The sequence below is a fragment of the Geothrix sp. 21YS21S-2 genome, from assembly GCF_030846775.1.
Classification (GTDB): Bacteria; Acidobacteriota; Holophagae; order Holophagales; family Holophagaceae; genus Mesoterricola.
Window position 1 is genome coordinate 1,954,309 of the sequence record NZ_CP132910.1, and the last position, 15,423, is coordinate 1,969,731.

A 15,423-nucleotide genomic window follows, 5' to 3' on the forward strand; every position below is an offset into this window, starting at 1 on the left:
GGACCGGGGCGAACGGATTCAGGCTTCCCTGAACTTCTTCTGGATCCCCGCCCGGAATTCCTCCAGAAGCCCGGACAGCATGGCGCGGCTCTCGGCCGGAAGCAGCGCCTCCACCTCCCGGCACAAGGCGTCGTGGACCGGAGCCAGCTGCGCCGCCAACCTGTCCCCCTCGACCGTGAGGCTCACGAGGCAGCCCCGCCGGTCCGCGGGATCCTCCCGGCGCGTGACCAGGCCGGCCCGGACCATGCGGTCCACGAGCCGCGGCACGTCGGCGCGGCAGGTGAGGATGCGCCGGCGGATCTCCCGGATCAGGGACCCCTCCGCGGGACCCCCCTTCACGATCCTCAGGACATTGAACTGCTGGTCCGTGATCCCCGCGGGCTTGAAGAGGCGCTCGTCGGAGAGCCGGGAGACGAATTCCCGGGTGAGGAGGATGGAGAGAAGGAGCTCCTGGCCTGGGTGCATATCTTTTGTAATCAACAATTCGTCTCGGATCGGCATGGCGGCGGGGTCCTTGTGGAGGGTTCGGGATCTTTTTCAAGAAAGATGTTGCAACATCTAAAAAAGAGCCTACCATGGCTATATGGTGTTTGAACACCTAATCGGAGACCCCCATGCGCAACCCCGCTTCCCGCTTCGTTCTTCCCGCCATCGCCCTGCTGCTCTCCGTCCCCTCGGTTGGCCTGCTGGCCGCGACCCCTTCCACCCTCGACACCTACAAGATCGACTCCGTCCACTCCAGCGTCGGCTTCCGGGTGCGCCACCTCCTCTCCAAGGTCCAGGGCCGCTTCGGCAAGGCCGAGGGCACCGTGGTGGTCGACACCAAGGACATCTCGAAGTCCAGCGTGGACGTGACCATCGACGTGGCCAGCGTCTCCACCAACGAGGACAAGCGCGACGCCCACCTCAAGGGCCCCGACTTCTTCGACGCCGCCAGGTTCCCCACCATCACCTTCAAGAGCACCGCGGTCAAGGAAGTGGCCAAGGGCAAGCTGGAGGTCACCGGCACCTTCACCATGAAGGGCGTCTCCAAGACCATCGTGCTCCCCATCAACAACCTGGGCACGGCCGTGGATCCCTGGAAGAACGTGGTCGCCGCCTTCGAGGGCGCGGTCAAGGTCAACCGCATGGACTACGGCGTCTCCTACGGCGCGGGCCTGGTGGGCGACGACGTCGACATCGAGCTGAACATCGAAGCCAAGAAGGCGAACTGATCACTTCCTCAGCAGCCGGAGCCCGTTGAACACCACCAGAAGGCTGGCGCCCATGTCCGCGAACACCGCCATCCACATGGTGCCCCGCCCCGCGATGGCCAGGCCCAGGAACACCGTCTTGATGCCGATGGCGAGGACGATGTTCTGGGCCAGGATCGCGCGGGTGTCCCGGGACAGGCGGATGAAGCGCGCGATCTTCCCCAGGTCGTCGTCCATGAGGGCCACGTCGGCGGTCTCGATGGCGGTGTCGGAACCCGCGGCGCCCATGGCGAAGCCGATGTGGGCCGCCGCCAGGGCCGGTCCGTCGTTGATGCCGTCGCCCACCATGCCCACCTTCCCGGCCTTGGAGCGGATGGCCCGGGCCTTGTCCTCGGGGAGCTGGTCCCCCAGCGCCTCGTCGATGCCCACCTGGGCGGCGATGGACCTGGCGGTATGGGTGTTGTCCCCCGTGAGCATGAGGGTGCGGAGGCCCAGGGCGTGCAGCGCGGCCACCGCGTCGCGGCTGCCGGGGCGCACTTCGTCGGCGAGGGCGAACAGCGCCAGGACGGCCTTGCCGTCGGTGAGCAGGAGGGTGGTCTTGCCCTGCTGCTCCAGGGCCTCGAGGCGCGCCTCCAGTTCCGGCGAGCAGACCCCCAGCTCCTCGATGAGGTGGTGGTTGCCCAGGCTGTAGACGGTGCCGCCGATGCTCCCCTGCACCCCCTGGCCGGGCAGGGCGCGGAAGGCCTCGACCTCGGCCACGGGGACGCCGGGCCGCACCAGGGCCCGGGACACGGGGTGGTCCGAACGGGAGGCCAGGCTCGTGGCCAGGCGCCACGCGGCGTCCCCCTCCAGGGCCAGGGGCGCGAAATCCGTGAGCGCCGGTTCGCCCCGGGTGAGGGTGCCGGTCTTGTCGAAGGCGATCCAGGCGAGGTTCCGGCCCTCCTCCAGCCAGCGCCCGCCCTTGACGAGGATCCCGTGGCGGGTGGCGGCGGCGAGGCCGCTGACGACGGTCACGGGGGTGGAGATCACCAGGGCGCAGGGGCAGGCGATCACCAGCAGCACCAGGGCCCGGTAGACCCACACGGACCAGGCGCCCCCCAGGAGGAGCGGCGGCGCCACCGCCACCGCCACGGCCACGATCAGCACCGCGGGGGTGTAGATCTTCGCGAAGCGGTCCACGAACCGGTGGGTGGGTGACCGGGACTCCTGGGCCTCCTCCACCGCGTGGATGATGCGGGCCAGGGTGGTGGAGCCCTCCTCGGCGGTGACCGTGAATTCGAAGGAGCCGGTGAGGTTGAGGGTGCCCGCGAAGACCGGATCCCCCTCGCCCTTGTCGACGGGGAGGCTCTCCCCGGTGATTGGGGCCTGGTTCACCGAGGAGCGCCCCGCGGCCACCTTCCCGTCCAGGGGGATGGCCTCCCCGGGGCCCACCCGCACCCGGTCCCCCACCCGCACCGACCGGGCCTCGGCCTCGGCCCAGCCGCCGGGGCCCAGGACCGTGGCCGTCGCCGGGGAGAGCCGCAGGAGGCCGTGGATGGCGTTCCGGGCCCGGTCCAGGCTCAGCGTCTCGATGCGCTCGGCCAGGGCGAACAGCACCATCACCATGGCCGCCTCCGGCCACTCCCGCAGGGCCATGGCCCCGGTGACGGCGATGCTCATGAGGGCGTTGATGTTCATGTCGCCGTTGCGCAGGCTGATCCAGCCCTTGCGGTAGGTGCCCAGGCCGCAGGCGGCCACCGCCGCCACGGCCAGGACCGGGGAGGCCCAGGACGGCAGTCCGGCCAGGGCCGCCGCCTCGGAGGCCAGGGCGGCCAGGGCGCCCAGGGCCAGGGACCAGGGCCACGTCCGCGCCGGGGGCGCCGGGGGGGCGTCCATGGACTCGGGCGTCATGCCCAGCTCCCGGATGGCGCCTTCGATCTCCGGCAGGAGCCCGGGGGCGTGGACGACCGACAGGACCCGCTCCATCAGGTTGAACTCCAGGCCGTGGAGGCCCTTGCGGCCCCCCAGCTTCTTCCGGATCAGGGCCTCCTCGGTGGGGCAGTCCATCTGGGCGATGCGCAGCCGGCTGCGCAGGGCGCCTTCCGGAACCTCCCCGGGGGCGTCCGGGACGGCCGCCTCGCAGTGGCAGTGGGAGCAGGTTGAAGGTTCTCGGTCGAAAGCCATGGCCCATTTCAAACCCTGAAGCTACTTTAGGGTCAAGGGATTTCCGGGGAGGGCCGTCCATGACCATAGGCGAATTGGCACAGGCGGCCCAGTGCACCGTGGAGACCATCCGCTACTACGAGAAGGAGGGCCTCCTGCCGGCCCCGGGCCGCACCGGCGCCAACTACCGGCGCTATGCCGCCGTGCACCTGGAGCGCCTGCGCTTCGTGCGGCACTGCCGGGCCCTGGACATGGCCCACGCCGAGATCCGGTCCCTCACCGCCCTGCTGGACCAGCCCCAGCTGGACTGCGGCGCCGTCAACGTCATCCTGGACGAGCACATCGACCACGTGCGGGTGCGCATCGACCAGCTGGTCCAGCTGGAGGCCCAGCTGAAGAGCCTGCGGGACCGCTGCCGCACGGAGCGCACGGTGGAGGACTGCGGCATCCTCCAGGGCCTCGCGGAGATGGAGGGGGAGGCCCGCACGGGCAGACCCACCCACCTGGGGTAGTAGACTGGGATTCCACCTCCAAGAGAGCGCGCATGATCCTCCCGACGATCCTTCTCGCCGGCGCCCTGTCGGCCCAGGCCTCCGGCCCCCGGACGCACTTCGTCAGGCAGGTCCTCCAGAACGCGGCGCGGCGCTCCGCCTGGGTCCTGGTGGCCCGGGAGCGGGACCTGGCCCCGGACCCGTGGCGGCTGGACGAGACCTTCCTGAGGCTCCAGGAGGACAAGGACCTCTCCGTCTTCGCGGCGCCCCCGTCCCCGGCCGTGCTGATGTGGGACCACTGGAGCCGTTCCTCCGAGGCGCGATGCCTGCTGGTGAGCCGGGACTTCAGGACGATCCTCGAGTTCCGGGGGCTGCCTTCCGGCGAGGCCCTGCTCGCGGCGATGACGGCGGGAGGCTACCGCACCGTGCGGGTGCGCCGGGAGGCCTTCCTGAAGGAGTTCCCCGACCACGGGGAGGCGCTGGACGAGAAGCTGGGCTCGGCCCTGGGCGTCCTGGGGGCGCGCCTGCGCCTGTCCCAGGCCCTGACGGAGCCCGAGGCGGACCGGATGTACCAGGAGACCGCCGACACCCTGGACCAGCTCCTCAAGCTTCCGGACTGGTGGCGGCTCTCCCGCATGCCGGACCTGGCCCGGGCCCTGGAGGAGGGTCAGGCGGGACGCTCCCCTCGCATGCGAGGCATCATGACCGGCCTGCGGGAGGCCGCCCGGGAGCGCTGGGCCCGCTCCCCGGCCTCGGGCAGCGCCCGGGAGGGGGCCTTGTGGATCGCCCTGGAGCGCGGGCTGGAGGAGGACCGGGTGGGTATCCTGCCCGACCTGGTCCCGCCGCCGGGGGAGACCTGGCCCAGCCGCCTCGAGGTCAACCTCCTGGTGCGCAGGCCCTGGATGCGCAAGGAGTGGAGAGGCGTGGCGGCCTTCCTGGAGGACCTGCCCGAGGTCATCCCGGGCCGGGCCGCGGGGCCCGGGGACTGGCGGCGCTTCGTGGAACTGCAGGTCCACGTGCGGCTCCTGCTGGCGGTGGCCTATGGCAAGCAGCTTCTCTGGGAGAACGCCGACGCGGCGGCCCTGGAGTGCCGCCGGTGGGCGGGAGGCTCCTGGCCCGCGGCCGCGCAGGCCCTGCTGGACGCCTTCGCCATGGAGCCCTTGCCCCGCAGCTTCTCCGGCATCCTGGGGCTGGATGCCCTCCCCGACTGGCCCATCCCGGTGCGGGAGGAGCCTCTGCGCCTGGTCCGCAAGGGACCGCCCCTGAAGCCTGCGCAGGACGCCGCGCTCCGCGGCGACCCCGCCTTCCTCCTCTGGGGGCCCCGGGAACTCCGCTGGGGCATGGCTTCGCCCCGGGAGGCGGAAATCATGGGGCAGAGCGCCTGGGGGGCCTTCCGGGGCGCCACGACCCTCCTCGCCGCCTGGGAGGATCCGGCGCGTCCCGGCGCGATGGGCCATACCCTCGAGGCCCTGGACACGCCACGGCTGGCCTGGCTCAACCCCTTCATCCGCCGGGACCCCATCCACCTGGACGCCCGCCGGAAGCGGTTCCGCATCCTGCGGGACCGCATGCCCTCCCCCGGGCTGGAACCCGCCCTCGCCGCCGACGCCACGGCGGCGTTCCTGGAGGTGGAGACCGGCGAGGGCGGCTGGCGCCCGGATACCGCCGCCTGGGCCGCGCCCCTCGCCGCCGCCATGCCCGAACTGGAGGCCGCCCTGCGCCGGTGGCCAAGCTCCGCCGGGCTCTGGGAGACCTGGATCTCCTGGGCCCGGCTGTGCCCGGACCGGCCCTCCGCCTACGCCTTCGCCCGGACGATGCCCGCCGCCGAGCCCCGTTCCCGGTGGCTTTGCCTCCTGCCGGAGAAGGTCCACCGGGCCGTGGCCCGGGAGCTCCTGGAGGCGCACCGCGACGTGGAGTGCCGCGGCTGGTTCCAGGAATGCTGGGAGGGGCTGAAGCTCGTGGCCGACGACCTTCCGGTGCGCATCACCTCCGCCCAGGTGGACCTCGTCTTCCCCTTCCTCAAGGCCGCCGGGGAGGACGGCACGGAACTGGCGAGGGAGCGCGACGCCCTCCTGGCGAGCATCCCCGCCCCGCGCCCACCCTCGGCGGAACCCGCGCCCGGCGCCTTCGCGGCGCTCACGGACCTGCGGGTTCCGGGGCGGAAGTGATTCAGCGCAGCGTCTTGTCCAGGAAGGTGTAGGCCAGGGCCCAGAAATGCGCGGTCTGGCGGTTGTCGGCGCCCGCGCCGTGGCCGCCCTCGATGTTCTCGAAGTACCGCACGTCGTAGCCCATGTCCTTCATCTTCGCGAACATCTTGCGGGCGTGGGCGGGGTGCACCCGGTCGTCCCGGGTGGTGGTCATGAAGAAGGTGGCGGGGTACTTCCGGCCCGCCTTCACGTTCTGGTAGGGGGAGAAGGTCTGGAGGTAGGCCCACTCCTCGGGCTTGTCGGGATCGCCGTACTCCTCCATCCAGGAGGCGCCCGCCAGCAGGTGGGAGTACCGCTTCATGTCCAGCAGGGGCACCTGGCAAACCACGGAGCCCATGAGCTCGGGGTACATGACCAGCATGTTGCCCACCAGCAGCCCGCCGTTGCTGCCGCCCATGATGCCCAGGTGCTTCGGGGAGGTCACCTTCCTCGCGGCCAGGTCCCGCGCCACGGCGGCGAAGTCCTCGTAGGCCCGGGGGCGGTTGGCCTTGAGGGCGGCCTGGTGCCACCGGGGGCCGTACTCGCCGCCCCCGCGGATGTTCGCGAGGACCAGCACCCCGCCCCGGCTCAGCCACGCGCGGCCCACGGCCCCGCTGTAGTAGGGCACGGAGGAGACCTCGAAGCCGCCGTAGCCGTCCAGCAGCGTGGGGTTGGCGCCGTCCAGCTTCAGGCCCTTGCGGGACACTTGGAAGTAGGGGATGCGGGTGCCGTCCTTGGAGGGGGTGAAGTGCTGGGTGACCTCGAGGTCCCCGGCGTCGAAGAAGGCCGGCAGGGACTTCAGCAGCCCGGGCTCCCGGCCCAGGGTGCCCAGGTAGAGGGAATCGGGGGTGAGGAAGTCCCGGGTGACCATGAAGAAGTCGTCCGAGGCTTCGTCGTCCACCGCGGAGACCGAGGTGGTGCCCATGGCCGGGGCGCCCTTGAGGGGCTCGGCCTTCCAGGTGCCCGGGGTCAGCACGGAAAGGCGGTTCTTCACGTCGTCCATGACGTTGAGGACCAGGCGGTTCCGCGTCCAGGTGGCGTCCTCCAGGGACGTGGTGGCGCTGGGCTGGAAGAGCACGGCGAAGTCGCGCCTGCCGGCCATGAAGTCGTCGAACTTCGCGGCGAGGAGGGACCCCGCGGCGTAGGTAGTGCCGCCCACCGTCCAGGAGGTGCGCAGCTTGACGGTGAGCCACTCGCGGTGGAGGGAGGGCTCGGCGTCCAGGGGCACGTCCACCTTGCGCCGGGAGCCGTCCTTCGCCAGCAGGAAGAATTCGTTGGTGAAGAAGGTGGGCTTGCGGACCAGGAAGTCCCTCTCGAACCCGGGAGCGGGGTCATGGTAGGCCACCGCCTCCATGTCGGTCTCCAGGCCCTCGAAGACCAACTTGGCCTGGGCCAGGGGCGTGCCGCGCTTCCAGATCTTGGCCACCCGGGGGTACCCGGAGGTCGTCATGGAGCCCTTGCCGAAGTCGGTGCCCACGAACAGGGTGTCCCTGTCGATCCAGCTCACCTGGGACTTGGCCAGGGGAAGGGAGAATCCGCCCTCCACGAAGGTCCGGGTCTCCACGTCGAACTCCCGCACCACCGCGGCGTCGGAGCCGCCCGGAGACAGCGAGACCAGGCACCGGCGATAGTCGGGCCGCAGGAACTGCGCGCCGTGGAACACCCAGCCCTGCTTCTCGGCCTTGCCCAGGGCGTCGATGTCCAGCACGGTCTCCCAGGCGGGCTCGGCCTTGCGGTATTCCGCCAGGGTGGTGCGCCGCCAGAGGCCGCGGGGATGGGCCGCGTCCTTCCAGAAATTGTAGTAGTGGGCGCCCGACTTGGTGATGTAGGGGATCTTCTCCTTGGAATCCATGATCGCGAGGAGATCGTCCTCGAGCTTCCTGTAGGCGGGAGAACCTTCCAGCTCCTTCGCGGTGACGGCGTTGGCCGCCCGGACCCAGTCAAGGGACTTTTCGCCGGTGACGTCCTCCAGCCAGAGGTAGGCGTCCTCGGGGGCGGGGGTGGGTGCGGGGGTCTTGCCTGAGGCCATGAGCGTGATCCCTAGAAGGAGGGGCAACCATCTTCTTTCCATTTGTGGCTCCAAGTCCAGTTACCTGGGGTAACCAAACAACCTTCCCACCGGACGGGCCGGCCTGTCAAAGAACGTCAGCAACCTTCGTACAGGTTCCCGATGGCGTCGGCGTAGCGCTCGCACACCGCCTTGCGCTTGATCTTGAGGCTGGGGGTGAGCAGACCGGAGTCCAGGGTCATCTCCTCGCTGGAGAGGACGATCTTCCGGATGCGCTCGAAGTTGGACAGGTGCTCGTTGATGCGTTCGATGCGCGACATGACCTTGGCCATGGCCTCGGGCCGGGCCACCAGCTCGGCGTCGGACGCGTACGCGACCCCGGCGCGCTCCGCCCAGCGGCGCAGGCTGGCCATGTTGGCGATGATGATCGCGCTGAGGAAGTTGCGGTGGTCCCCGATGACCACGGCCTGGGCGATGTACTTGTCCTGGGTCAGGAGCCGCTCCAGGGGCTGGGGGGCGACGTTCTTGCCGCCGGAAGTGACCAGGAGCTCCTTCTTGCGGTCCGTAATCCGCAGGCGGCCCAGCTCGTCGAGGGCCCCGATGTCGCCGGTGCGGAAGTAGCCCTCCTCGTCGAAGGCCTGCTCCGTGGCGAAGGGGTCGTTCCAGTAGCCCAGGGTCACGTTGGGCCCCTGGCAGAGGATCTCCCCGTCCTCGCTGAGCTTGAGGAAGGGCTTGCCCTGCCATTCGTCCAGGAGGGGCTTGCCCACGTATCCGGGCCGGACCTGGTTGACCATGTTGATCGTCAGGATGGGGCTGGTCTCCGACAGGCCGTAGCCCTCGAAGACCGGCACGCCGGCCGCCCAGAAGAACTCCATGACGGGCGCGCCCAGGGCGGCCCCGCCCGAGGCCGAGATCTCCAGGCGCCCCCCCAGCCGGTCCCGCACCTTGGAAAAGACGGCCCTGTCGGCCGCCCCGTAGAGCGCCCCCAGCAGCAGCCCCGGCGCCTTGCCCACGTAGCGCAGGGCCGCCATGCGCCGCCCCACCCACATGGCCCAGTGGAAGACGTAGCGCTTGGCGGGGCCCGCCGCGGCCACCGCCTCGCGGATCCGCGCGTAGACCTTCTCGTACACCCGCGGCACCGCCAGCAGCACCTGGGGACGAACCTCCAGGAAGGCCGCGGGCAGGTTCTCCAGGTCGGTGACGTAGTAGATCGCCACCCCCGCGTGGAACATCGTGTAGTGCCCCCCCATCCGCTCGAAGATGTGGGAAAGCGGCAGGAAGCTCATGCAGCGCTGGCCCGGATGGATCTCTAGCACCTTCAGGGCCGCCAGGATGTTGGAGACCAGGTTCCCGTGGGTGAGCATGGCCCCCTTGGGCTCGCCGGTGGTGCCCGAAGTGTAGATGAGCGTGAGGAGCTGGCCCGGGTCCCGCTGCGAGGCCCAGACCCGCACCTGGGGCCGCAGGTCCTCCTGGAGCCTCCCTGCGGCCTGCAGGCCCTTCCAGGTGAGGATGCGCCGCCCGGGAACCTCCGGAGGCTCGCCGTCCATGAGCACCGCGGTCTGAAGCTCCGGCAGCCGGGGCCAGGCCGCCAGGACCTTGTCGAGCTGGGTCTGCGTGGAGCAGAAGATCATCCGGGCCCCGCTGTGCCGGATGATGTACTCGGTGGAGAGGGGGTTCAGGGTGGGATAGACCGGGGCGGAGACGATGCCGAGGATGGCGCAGGCGTAGTCGGCCATGGCCCATTCGGGCCGGTTCTCGCAGAGGATGGCCACCCGGTCGCCCTCCAGGATCCCCTCGTGCCGGAGCGCCAGGGCCAGCCGCTCCACCGTCGTTTGGATATCCCGATGGGAGAGCGGGACATACGTTCCCCCGGCCTTGTAGGCCATGGCATCGGGCAGGTCATGACCCAGGGCTTCGTAAAAAAGCTCTGCAATGGTCTTGATCAACGGGATCTCCTCCGAGGTTGGGTCATCCTATATCCAATTCACCGGGAAAAAAGAAATAATCAAATCTTGCATGGGGGTCCGGGAGGCGGCAGAATGCTCCATCTTTTCCAGCTACGCCGCCGTGCTGATGGGTTTCGGCGAGAATCTGGGCGGAGCGGGAAACTGAAAAACTAAATAGTTTATTCGATATTAATTGATCGATTCTCACCGTTATCCCCCGCCGACACCCCAGGACAACCCGGTCAATTTATAGGAGCACCCGCACCATGAAATTCGAAGGCCAGTCCATCCAGTGTTCCATGCTCGAAGGCGGAAGGGTCGAGCTCCGGTTCGACCTGAAGGATGACTCCGTCAACAAGTTCAACAAAGCCACACTCTCCGAATTGGCGGAAGCGATCGGCCTGATCAAAGCCGACCCCGAGGTCCGTGGATTGCTGGTCACAAGCGGCAAGGATTGCTTCATCGTTGGGGCCGACGTCACGGAATTTACTGAATATTTCAAGAATCCGGAGGACCAGCTCGCCGAATGGCTGCTGCAAGTGGACAAAATCTTCTCCACGGTGGAGGACTTCCCCTTCCCCTCCGTGACGGCCATCAACGGCTTCGCCTTCGGGGGCGGCCTCGAGTTCTGCCTGGCCACCAGCTACCGGGTCATGGCCTCGGACACCCGCATCGGCGTCCCCGAGACCAAGCTCGGCATCTTCCCGGGCTGGGGCGGCACGGTGCGCCTGTCCCGCCTCACCGGGGCCGACAACGCCATCGAGTGGATCGCCGGCGGCGACCAGCACGGCGCGGAGGAGGCCCTCAGGATCGGCGCGGTGGACGCCGTGGTGCCCCCCGCCAAGGTCCGGGAGGCCGCCCTGGACCTCCTGGCCCAGGCCATGGCCGGGCGCCGGGACTGGAAGGCCCGGCGGCTGGAGAAGGTCTCCCCGCTCAAGCTCAACCCCACCGAGACCATGATGGTCTTCGAGGGCGCCAAGGCCTTCGTGGCCGCCAAGGCCGGCCCCAACTACCCCTCCCCCGTGGCGGCCATCGAGGCCATGCAGCGGGGCGCCACCCGGGGCCGGGACGACGCGCTGGCCATCGAGGCCGCCGCTTTCGCGCGCATGGCCAAGACGCCCACCGCCTACAACCTGGTGACCATCTTCCTGGGCGACCACTACGTGGGCAAGGTGGCCAAGAAGCTGGCCAAGGCCGGGGCCAAGGTGGAATCGGCCGCCGTGCTGGGGGCCGGGATCATGGGCGGGGGCATCGCGTACCAGTCCGCCTCCCGGGGCACCCGCATCGTCATGAAGGACATCGCCGAGAAGGCCCTGGACCTGGGCCTGGCCGAGGCCGACAAGCTCCTGGTCAAGCGCGTTGAGCGGGGCAAGCTCACCGCGGCGGCCATGGCCGACGTGCTCACCCGCATCCGGCCCACCCTTTCCTACGGGGACTTCAAGGCCGTCGACCTGGCCGTGGAAGCCGTGGTGGAGAACGAGCAGGTCAAGAAGGCCGTCCTGGCGGAGGTGGAAGGGCAGGTGCGGGAGGACGCCATCCTGGCCAGCAACACCTCCACCATCTCCATCACGCGCCTGGCCGAGGGCCTCAAGCGGCCTCAGAACTTCTGCGGCATGCACTTCTTCAACCCCGTGCACAAGATGCCCCTGGTGGAGGTGATCCGGGGCCGCGCGTCCTCCGAGCGCGCGGTGGCAACCACCGTGGGCTACGCCCTGGCCATGGGCAAGACCCCCATCGTCGTCAACGACTGCCCCGGGTTCCTGGTGAACCGGGTGCTGTTCCCCTACTTCGCCGGGTTCATCATGCTGGTGAACGAGGGCGTGGACTTCCAGCGCATCGACAAGGTCATGGAGAAGTTCGGCTGGCCCATGGGGCCCGCCTACCTGCTGGATGTCGTCGGCATCGACACGGCCCACCACGCCGACGGCGTCATGGCACGGGAATTCCCCGACCGCATGGCCCACGAAGGCAGGACCGCCATCGAGGCCATGTTCGAACTCAAGCGCTTCGGCCAGAAGAACGGCAAGGGCTTCTACGCCTACGTGCCGGACAGGAAGGGCGCCCCGAAGAAGGAGGCCGACCCGGAGGTCCCGGCGATCCTCCAGCCCCTGGCGCGCGCGGACGCCGCGCCCGTCACGGACCAGGACATCATCGACCGCATGATGCTCCCCATGATCATCGAGTGCTCGCGCTGCCTCGAGGACCGGATCGTCGCCACGCCCGTGGAGGTCGACATCGGCCTGGTGTACGGCCTGGGCTTCCCGCCCTTCCGGGGAGGGGCCCTGAGATACGCCGACGCCGTGGGCCTCCGGGCACTCTGCGAGAAGGCGGAGAAGCTCAAGCGGCTCGGCAGGCTCTATGAACCCACGGCCCAGATGCAAAAGCTCGCCGAAGCCGGTCTCGGCTTCCATCAGGAGAAATAGCGATGAAAGACGTCGTCATCGTCGATGCCGTGCGCTCGCCCATGGGCCGGTCCAAGGGGGGCATGTTCCGCAACGTCCGCGCCGAGAACCTCTCGGCGGCCATGATCACCGCGCTCCTCCAGCGCAACCCCAAGGTCGATCCGGCCGAGGTGGAGGACGTGATCTGGGGCTGCGTGCAGCAGACCCTGGAGCAGGGCTTCAACATCGCGCGGTTCGCCTCCCTCATGACCGCCATCCCCCACACCGCCAGCGCCCAGACCGTGAACCGACTCTGCGGCTCCTCCATGCAGGCCCTGCACGCAGCCGCCATGGCCATCATGACGGGCAACGGCGAGGTGTTCGTGGTGGGCGGGGTGGAGCACATGGGCCACCTCCCCATGTCCCACGGCGTGGACCCCAATCCCGCGTTCAGCAAGCACGCCGCGAAGGCCTCGGGCATGATGGGCCTCACCGCCGAGGTGCTGGCGAAGATGCACGGCATCAACCGCGCCTCCCAGGACCAGTTCGCCCTGCGCTCGCACCAGAAGGCCCATGCCGCGGCCACGGAAGGCCGGTTCAAGGACGAGATCGTCCCGGTGGAGGGCCACGACGAGAACGGCTTCTCCCGCCTCTACGACTTCGACGAGGTGATCCGCCCCGATTCCACCCTGGAGGCCCTGGCGGCCCTCAAGCCCGCCTTCGACCCCAGGAACGGCACCGTCACCGCCGGCAACTCCTCGGCCATCTCCGACGGGGCCTCGGCCCTCCTGGTCATGTCGCTGGACCGGGCCAAGGCCCTCGGCCTGACCCCCATGGCCCGGGTCAAGGCCATGGCCACCGCCGGTGTGGATCCTTCCATCATGGGCTACGGCCCCGTGCCGGCCGTGAAGAAGGCCCTGGCCCGCGCCCAGATGAAGGCCGGCGACATCGAGCTGTGGGAGCTCAACGAGGCCTTCGCCGCCCAGGCCCTGCCGGTCCTCAAGGATCTGCAGTTGCGGGACCAGGTGGAAAAGAAGGTCAACCTCAACGGCGGCGCCATCGCCCTGGGGCACCCGCTTGGCTGCTCGGGGGCCCGCATCACCACCACCCTCCTCCACCTCATGAAGGCAAGCAACCGTTCGACCGGCGTGGCCACCATGTGCATCGGCCTCGGACAGGGCATCGCCACCGTCTTCGAACGCGTATAGTACCTGACAATCCAGCCCACAAGGTTTCCTCACCGATACGGAGGCACTATGGCTCAGATTCTTGCGGACCGCAGGGATATCGACTTCGTCCTTCACGAGCAGCTGAAGGTCGAGACCCTAAGCACGCATGACCGCTTTGCGGACTTCAGCCGGAAGTCGATCGACCTGATCATCAACGAAGCCCGGAACCTGGCCGTGAAGGAGATCCTCCCCACCCAGGTGGACGGGGACCGCGTCGGGGCCCGGTTCGACGAGGGCCGGGTCAAGGTGCCGGAGTCCTTCCACAAGGCCTGGAAGGCCCTGCGCGCGGGCGACTGGCTCGCCATGACCGAGGACCCGGAGTGGGGCGGCCAGGGCATGCCCCGCGTCGTGGCCACGGCGGCCTCCGACTACCTCATGGGGGCCAACTTCGCCTTCATGATGCACGGCGGGCTCACCCACGGGGCCGGCAAGCTCATCGAGACCTTCGGCACGGACACCCAGAAGCGCCTCTACCTCAAGAAGCTCTTCAGCGGCGAGTGGACGGGCACCATGCTCCTCACCGAGCCCGAGGCGGGCTCGGACGTGGGCGCCCTCACCACCACCGCCACCCCCAACCCCGACGGCACCTACACCATCACGGGGAACAAGATCTTCATCTCCGGCGGCGAGCACGACCTGACCCCCAACATCATCCACCCGGTGCTGGCCCGCATCGAGGGGGCGCCGGCCGGCACCGCGGGCATCTCGCTCTTCGTGGTGCCCAAGATCCGCGTGAACGACGACGGCAGCCTCGGCGAACCCAACGACGTGGTCTGCACCGGCATCGAGGAGAAGATGGGCATCCACGGCAACGCCACCTGCTCCATCGCCCTGGGCGGCAAGGGCGGGTGCCGGGGCACCCTCCTGGGCGAGGCCAACAAGGGCATGCGGGCCATGTTCATGATGATGAACGACGCCCGGCTCATGGTGGGCAACCAGGGCCTCTCCTGCGCCAGCCCTTCCTACCTGTACGCCGTGAACTACGCCCGCACCCGCCTCCAGGGCCGGCACCTGCTCAAGATGATGGACAAGAGCGCCCCCGCCGTGCCCATCATCCAGCACCCCGACGTGCGCCGCATGCTCATGCTCATGAAGGTCTACGTGGAGGGCATCCGCAGCCTCTTCTACTACCTCGCCCACTGCTCGGACAGCATCGCGGTCTCCACCGACGCCGACGAGAAGGCCCGGCTCCAGGGCATCATCGACTTCCTCATCCCCATCGCCAAGGGCTACGTCACCGAGCGCTGCTTCGACGTCTGCAGCCTGGGCGTCCAGGTCTACGGCGGCTATGGCTACATCCGCGAATACCCCATGGAGCAGCTGCTGCGGGACTGCCGGATCACGGCCATCTACGAGGGCACCAACGGCATCCAGGCCATGGACCTGCTGGGCCGCAAGCTCGGCCAGAACCAGGGCCGGCCCATCATGGACCTGTTCGAGGCGTTCCGCGCGACCCTGGCCGAGGCCCGGGACGTGGACCGCGCCGCGCCCCTGGCCGAGGCCCTCGAACCCGCCGTGATCCGCCTGGAGGAGGTGGCCCGCCACATGGGCACCACCGCCCTCTACGGCGACCTCCTCACGGCCGCCGCCCACGCCCACCCCTTCATGGAGGTGTGCGGCGACGTGGTCCTGGGCTGGCAGCTCCTGTGGCGGGCCAAGGTCGCGGCCGAGGCCCTGGCGGTGGGCGGCAAGGAGAAGGACATCGCGTTCTACGAAGGCCAGATCCGGAGCGCCCAGTTCTTCAACGCGGTCCTCCTCCCCGTGGCCCTGGGCCGCATGGACGCCATCCTCTCCGGCTGCGCCATCGCGGTGGAGATCCCCGAGGACGCCTTCGGCGGCAAGTGAAC

At 69.2% G+C, this 15,423-nt stretch carries 10 protein-coding genes; 6 read left to right on the forward strand and 4 right to left on the reverse strand.

Features of this window, described 5'->3' with window-relative positions:
• Positions 1-18: 18 nt before the first annotated feature.
• A complete protein-coding gene (locus tag RAH40_RS08795; protein ID WP_306601727.1) occupies positions 19-465 on the reverse strand; it encodes a MarR family winged helix-turn-helix transcriptional regulator in 447 nt (148 codons plus the stop codon).
• Between the two features lie 149 nt (positions 466-614).
• Between RAH40_RS08795 and RAH40_RS08800 the strand changes: the two genes are divergently transcribed.
• The gene (locus RAH40_RS08800) at positions 615-1,214 is read left to right on the forward strand and encodes a YceI family protein (protein ID WP_306601728.1); all 600 of its coding nucleotides are present in this window, start codon (positions 615-617) and stop codon (positions 1,212-1,214) included.
• Here RAH40_RS08800 and RAH40_RS08805 read toward each other — a convergent pair whose 3' ends face one another.
• Positions 1,215-3,356, reverse strand: a complete 2,142-nt coding sequence (locus RAH40_RS08805) for a heavy metal translocating P-type ATPase (RefSeq protein WP_306601729.1) — start codon at positions 3,354-3,356, stop codon at positions 1,215-1,217.
• 59 nt (positions 3,357-3,415) lie between these two features.
• On the opposite strand from RAH40_RS08805, the gene cadR reads away from it, so the two are divergent.
• Both cadR and RAH40_RS08815 read left to right on the forward strand, forming a co-directional pair.
• Positions 3,416-3,847 carry a Cd(II)/Pb(II)-responsive transcriptional regulator gene (gene cadR / locus RAH40_RS08810; protein WP_306601730.1) on the forward strand — a complete coding sequence of 144 codons (432 nt, stop codon included), beginning with the start codon at positions 3,416-3,418 and terminating at the stop codon, positions 3,845-3,847.
• Positions 3,848-3,879: 32 nt separating this feature from the next.
• Positions 3,880-5,994 (forward strand): hypothetical protein, encoded by a 2,115-nt coding sequence (locus tag RAH40_RS08815; RefSeq protein WP_306601731.1) that lies wholly within the window; start codon positions 3,880-3,882, stop codon positions 5,992-5,994.
• Position 5,995: 1 nt separating this feature from the next.
• On the opposite strand, the gene RAH40_RS08820 is transcribed toward RAH40_RS08815, so the two are convergent.
• A complete protein-coding gene (locus RAH40_RS08820) occupies positions 5,996-8,083 on the reverse strand; it encodes a prolyl oligopeptidase family protein (RefSeq protein WP_373432550.1) in 2,088 nt (695 codons plus the stop codon).
• A 74-nt stretch (positions 8,084-8,157) separates the two neighbouring features.
• On the reverse strand, positions 8,158-9,966 hold the full coding sequence (locus RAH40_RS08825; protein WP_306601733.1) for a long-chain fatty acid--CoA ligase: 1,809 nt from the start codon (positions 9,964-9,966) through the stop codon (positions 8,158-8,160).
• A gap of 266 nt (positions 9,967-10,232) precedes the next feature.
• Between RAH40_RS08825 and fadB the strand changes: the two genes are divergently transcribed.
• The 3 genes from fadB to RAH40_RS08840 are packed head-to-tail and all read left to right on the forward strand — an operon-like array spanning position 10,233 to position 15,421.
• Positions 10,233-12,389, forward strand: coding sequence for a fatty acid oxidation complex subunit alpha FadB (gene fadB, locus RAH40_RS08830; protein ID WP_373432551.1), 2,157 nt, complete (start codon positions 10,233-10,235; stop codon positions 12,387-12,389).
• Between the two features lie 2 nt (positions 12,390-12,391).
• Positions 12,392-13,555 (forward strand): acetyl-CoA C-acyltransferase FadA, encoded by a 1,164-nt coding sequence (gene fadA, locus RAH40_RS08835; RefSeq protein ID WP_306601734.1) that lies wholly within the window; start codon positions 12,392-12,394, stop codon positions 13,553-13,555.
• A 48-nt stretch (positions 13,556-13,603) separates the two neighbouring features.
• Complete coding sequence (locus tag RAH40_RS08840; protein WP_306601735.1) at positions 13,604-15,421, forward strand: acyl-CoA dehydrogenase; 1,818 nt, start codon at positions 13,604-13,606, stop codon at positions 15,419-15,421.
• Positions 15,422-15,423 lie beyond the last annotated feature (2 nt).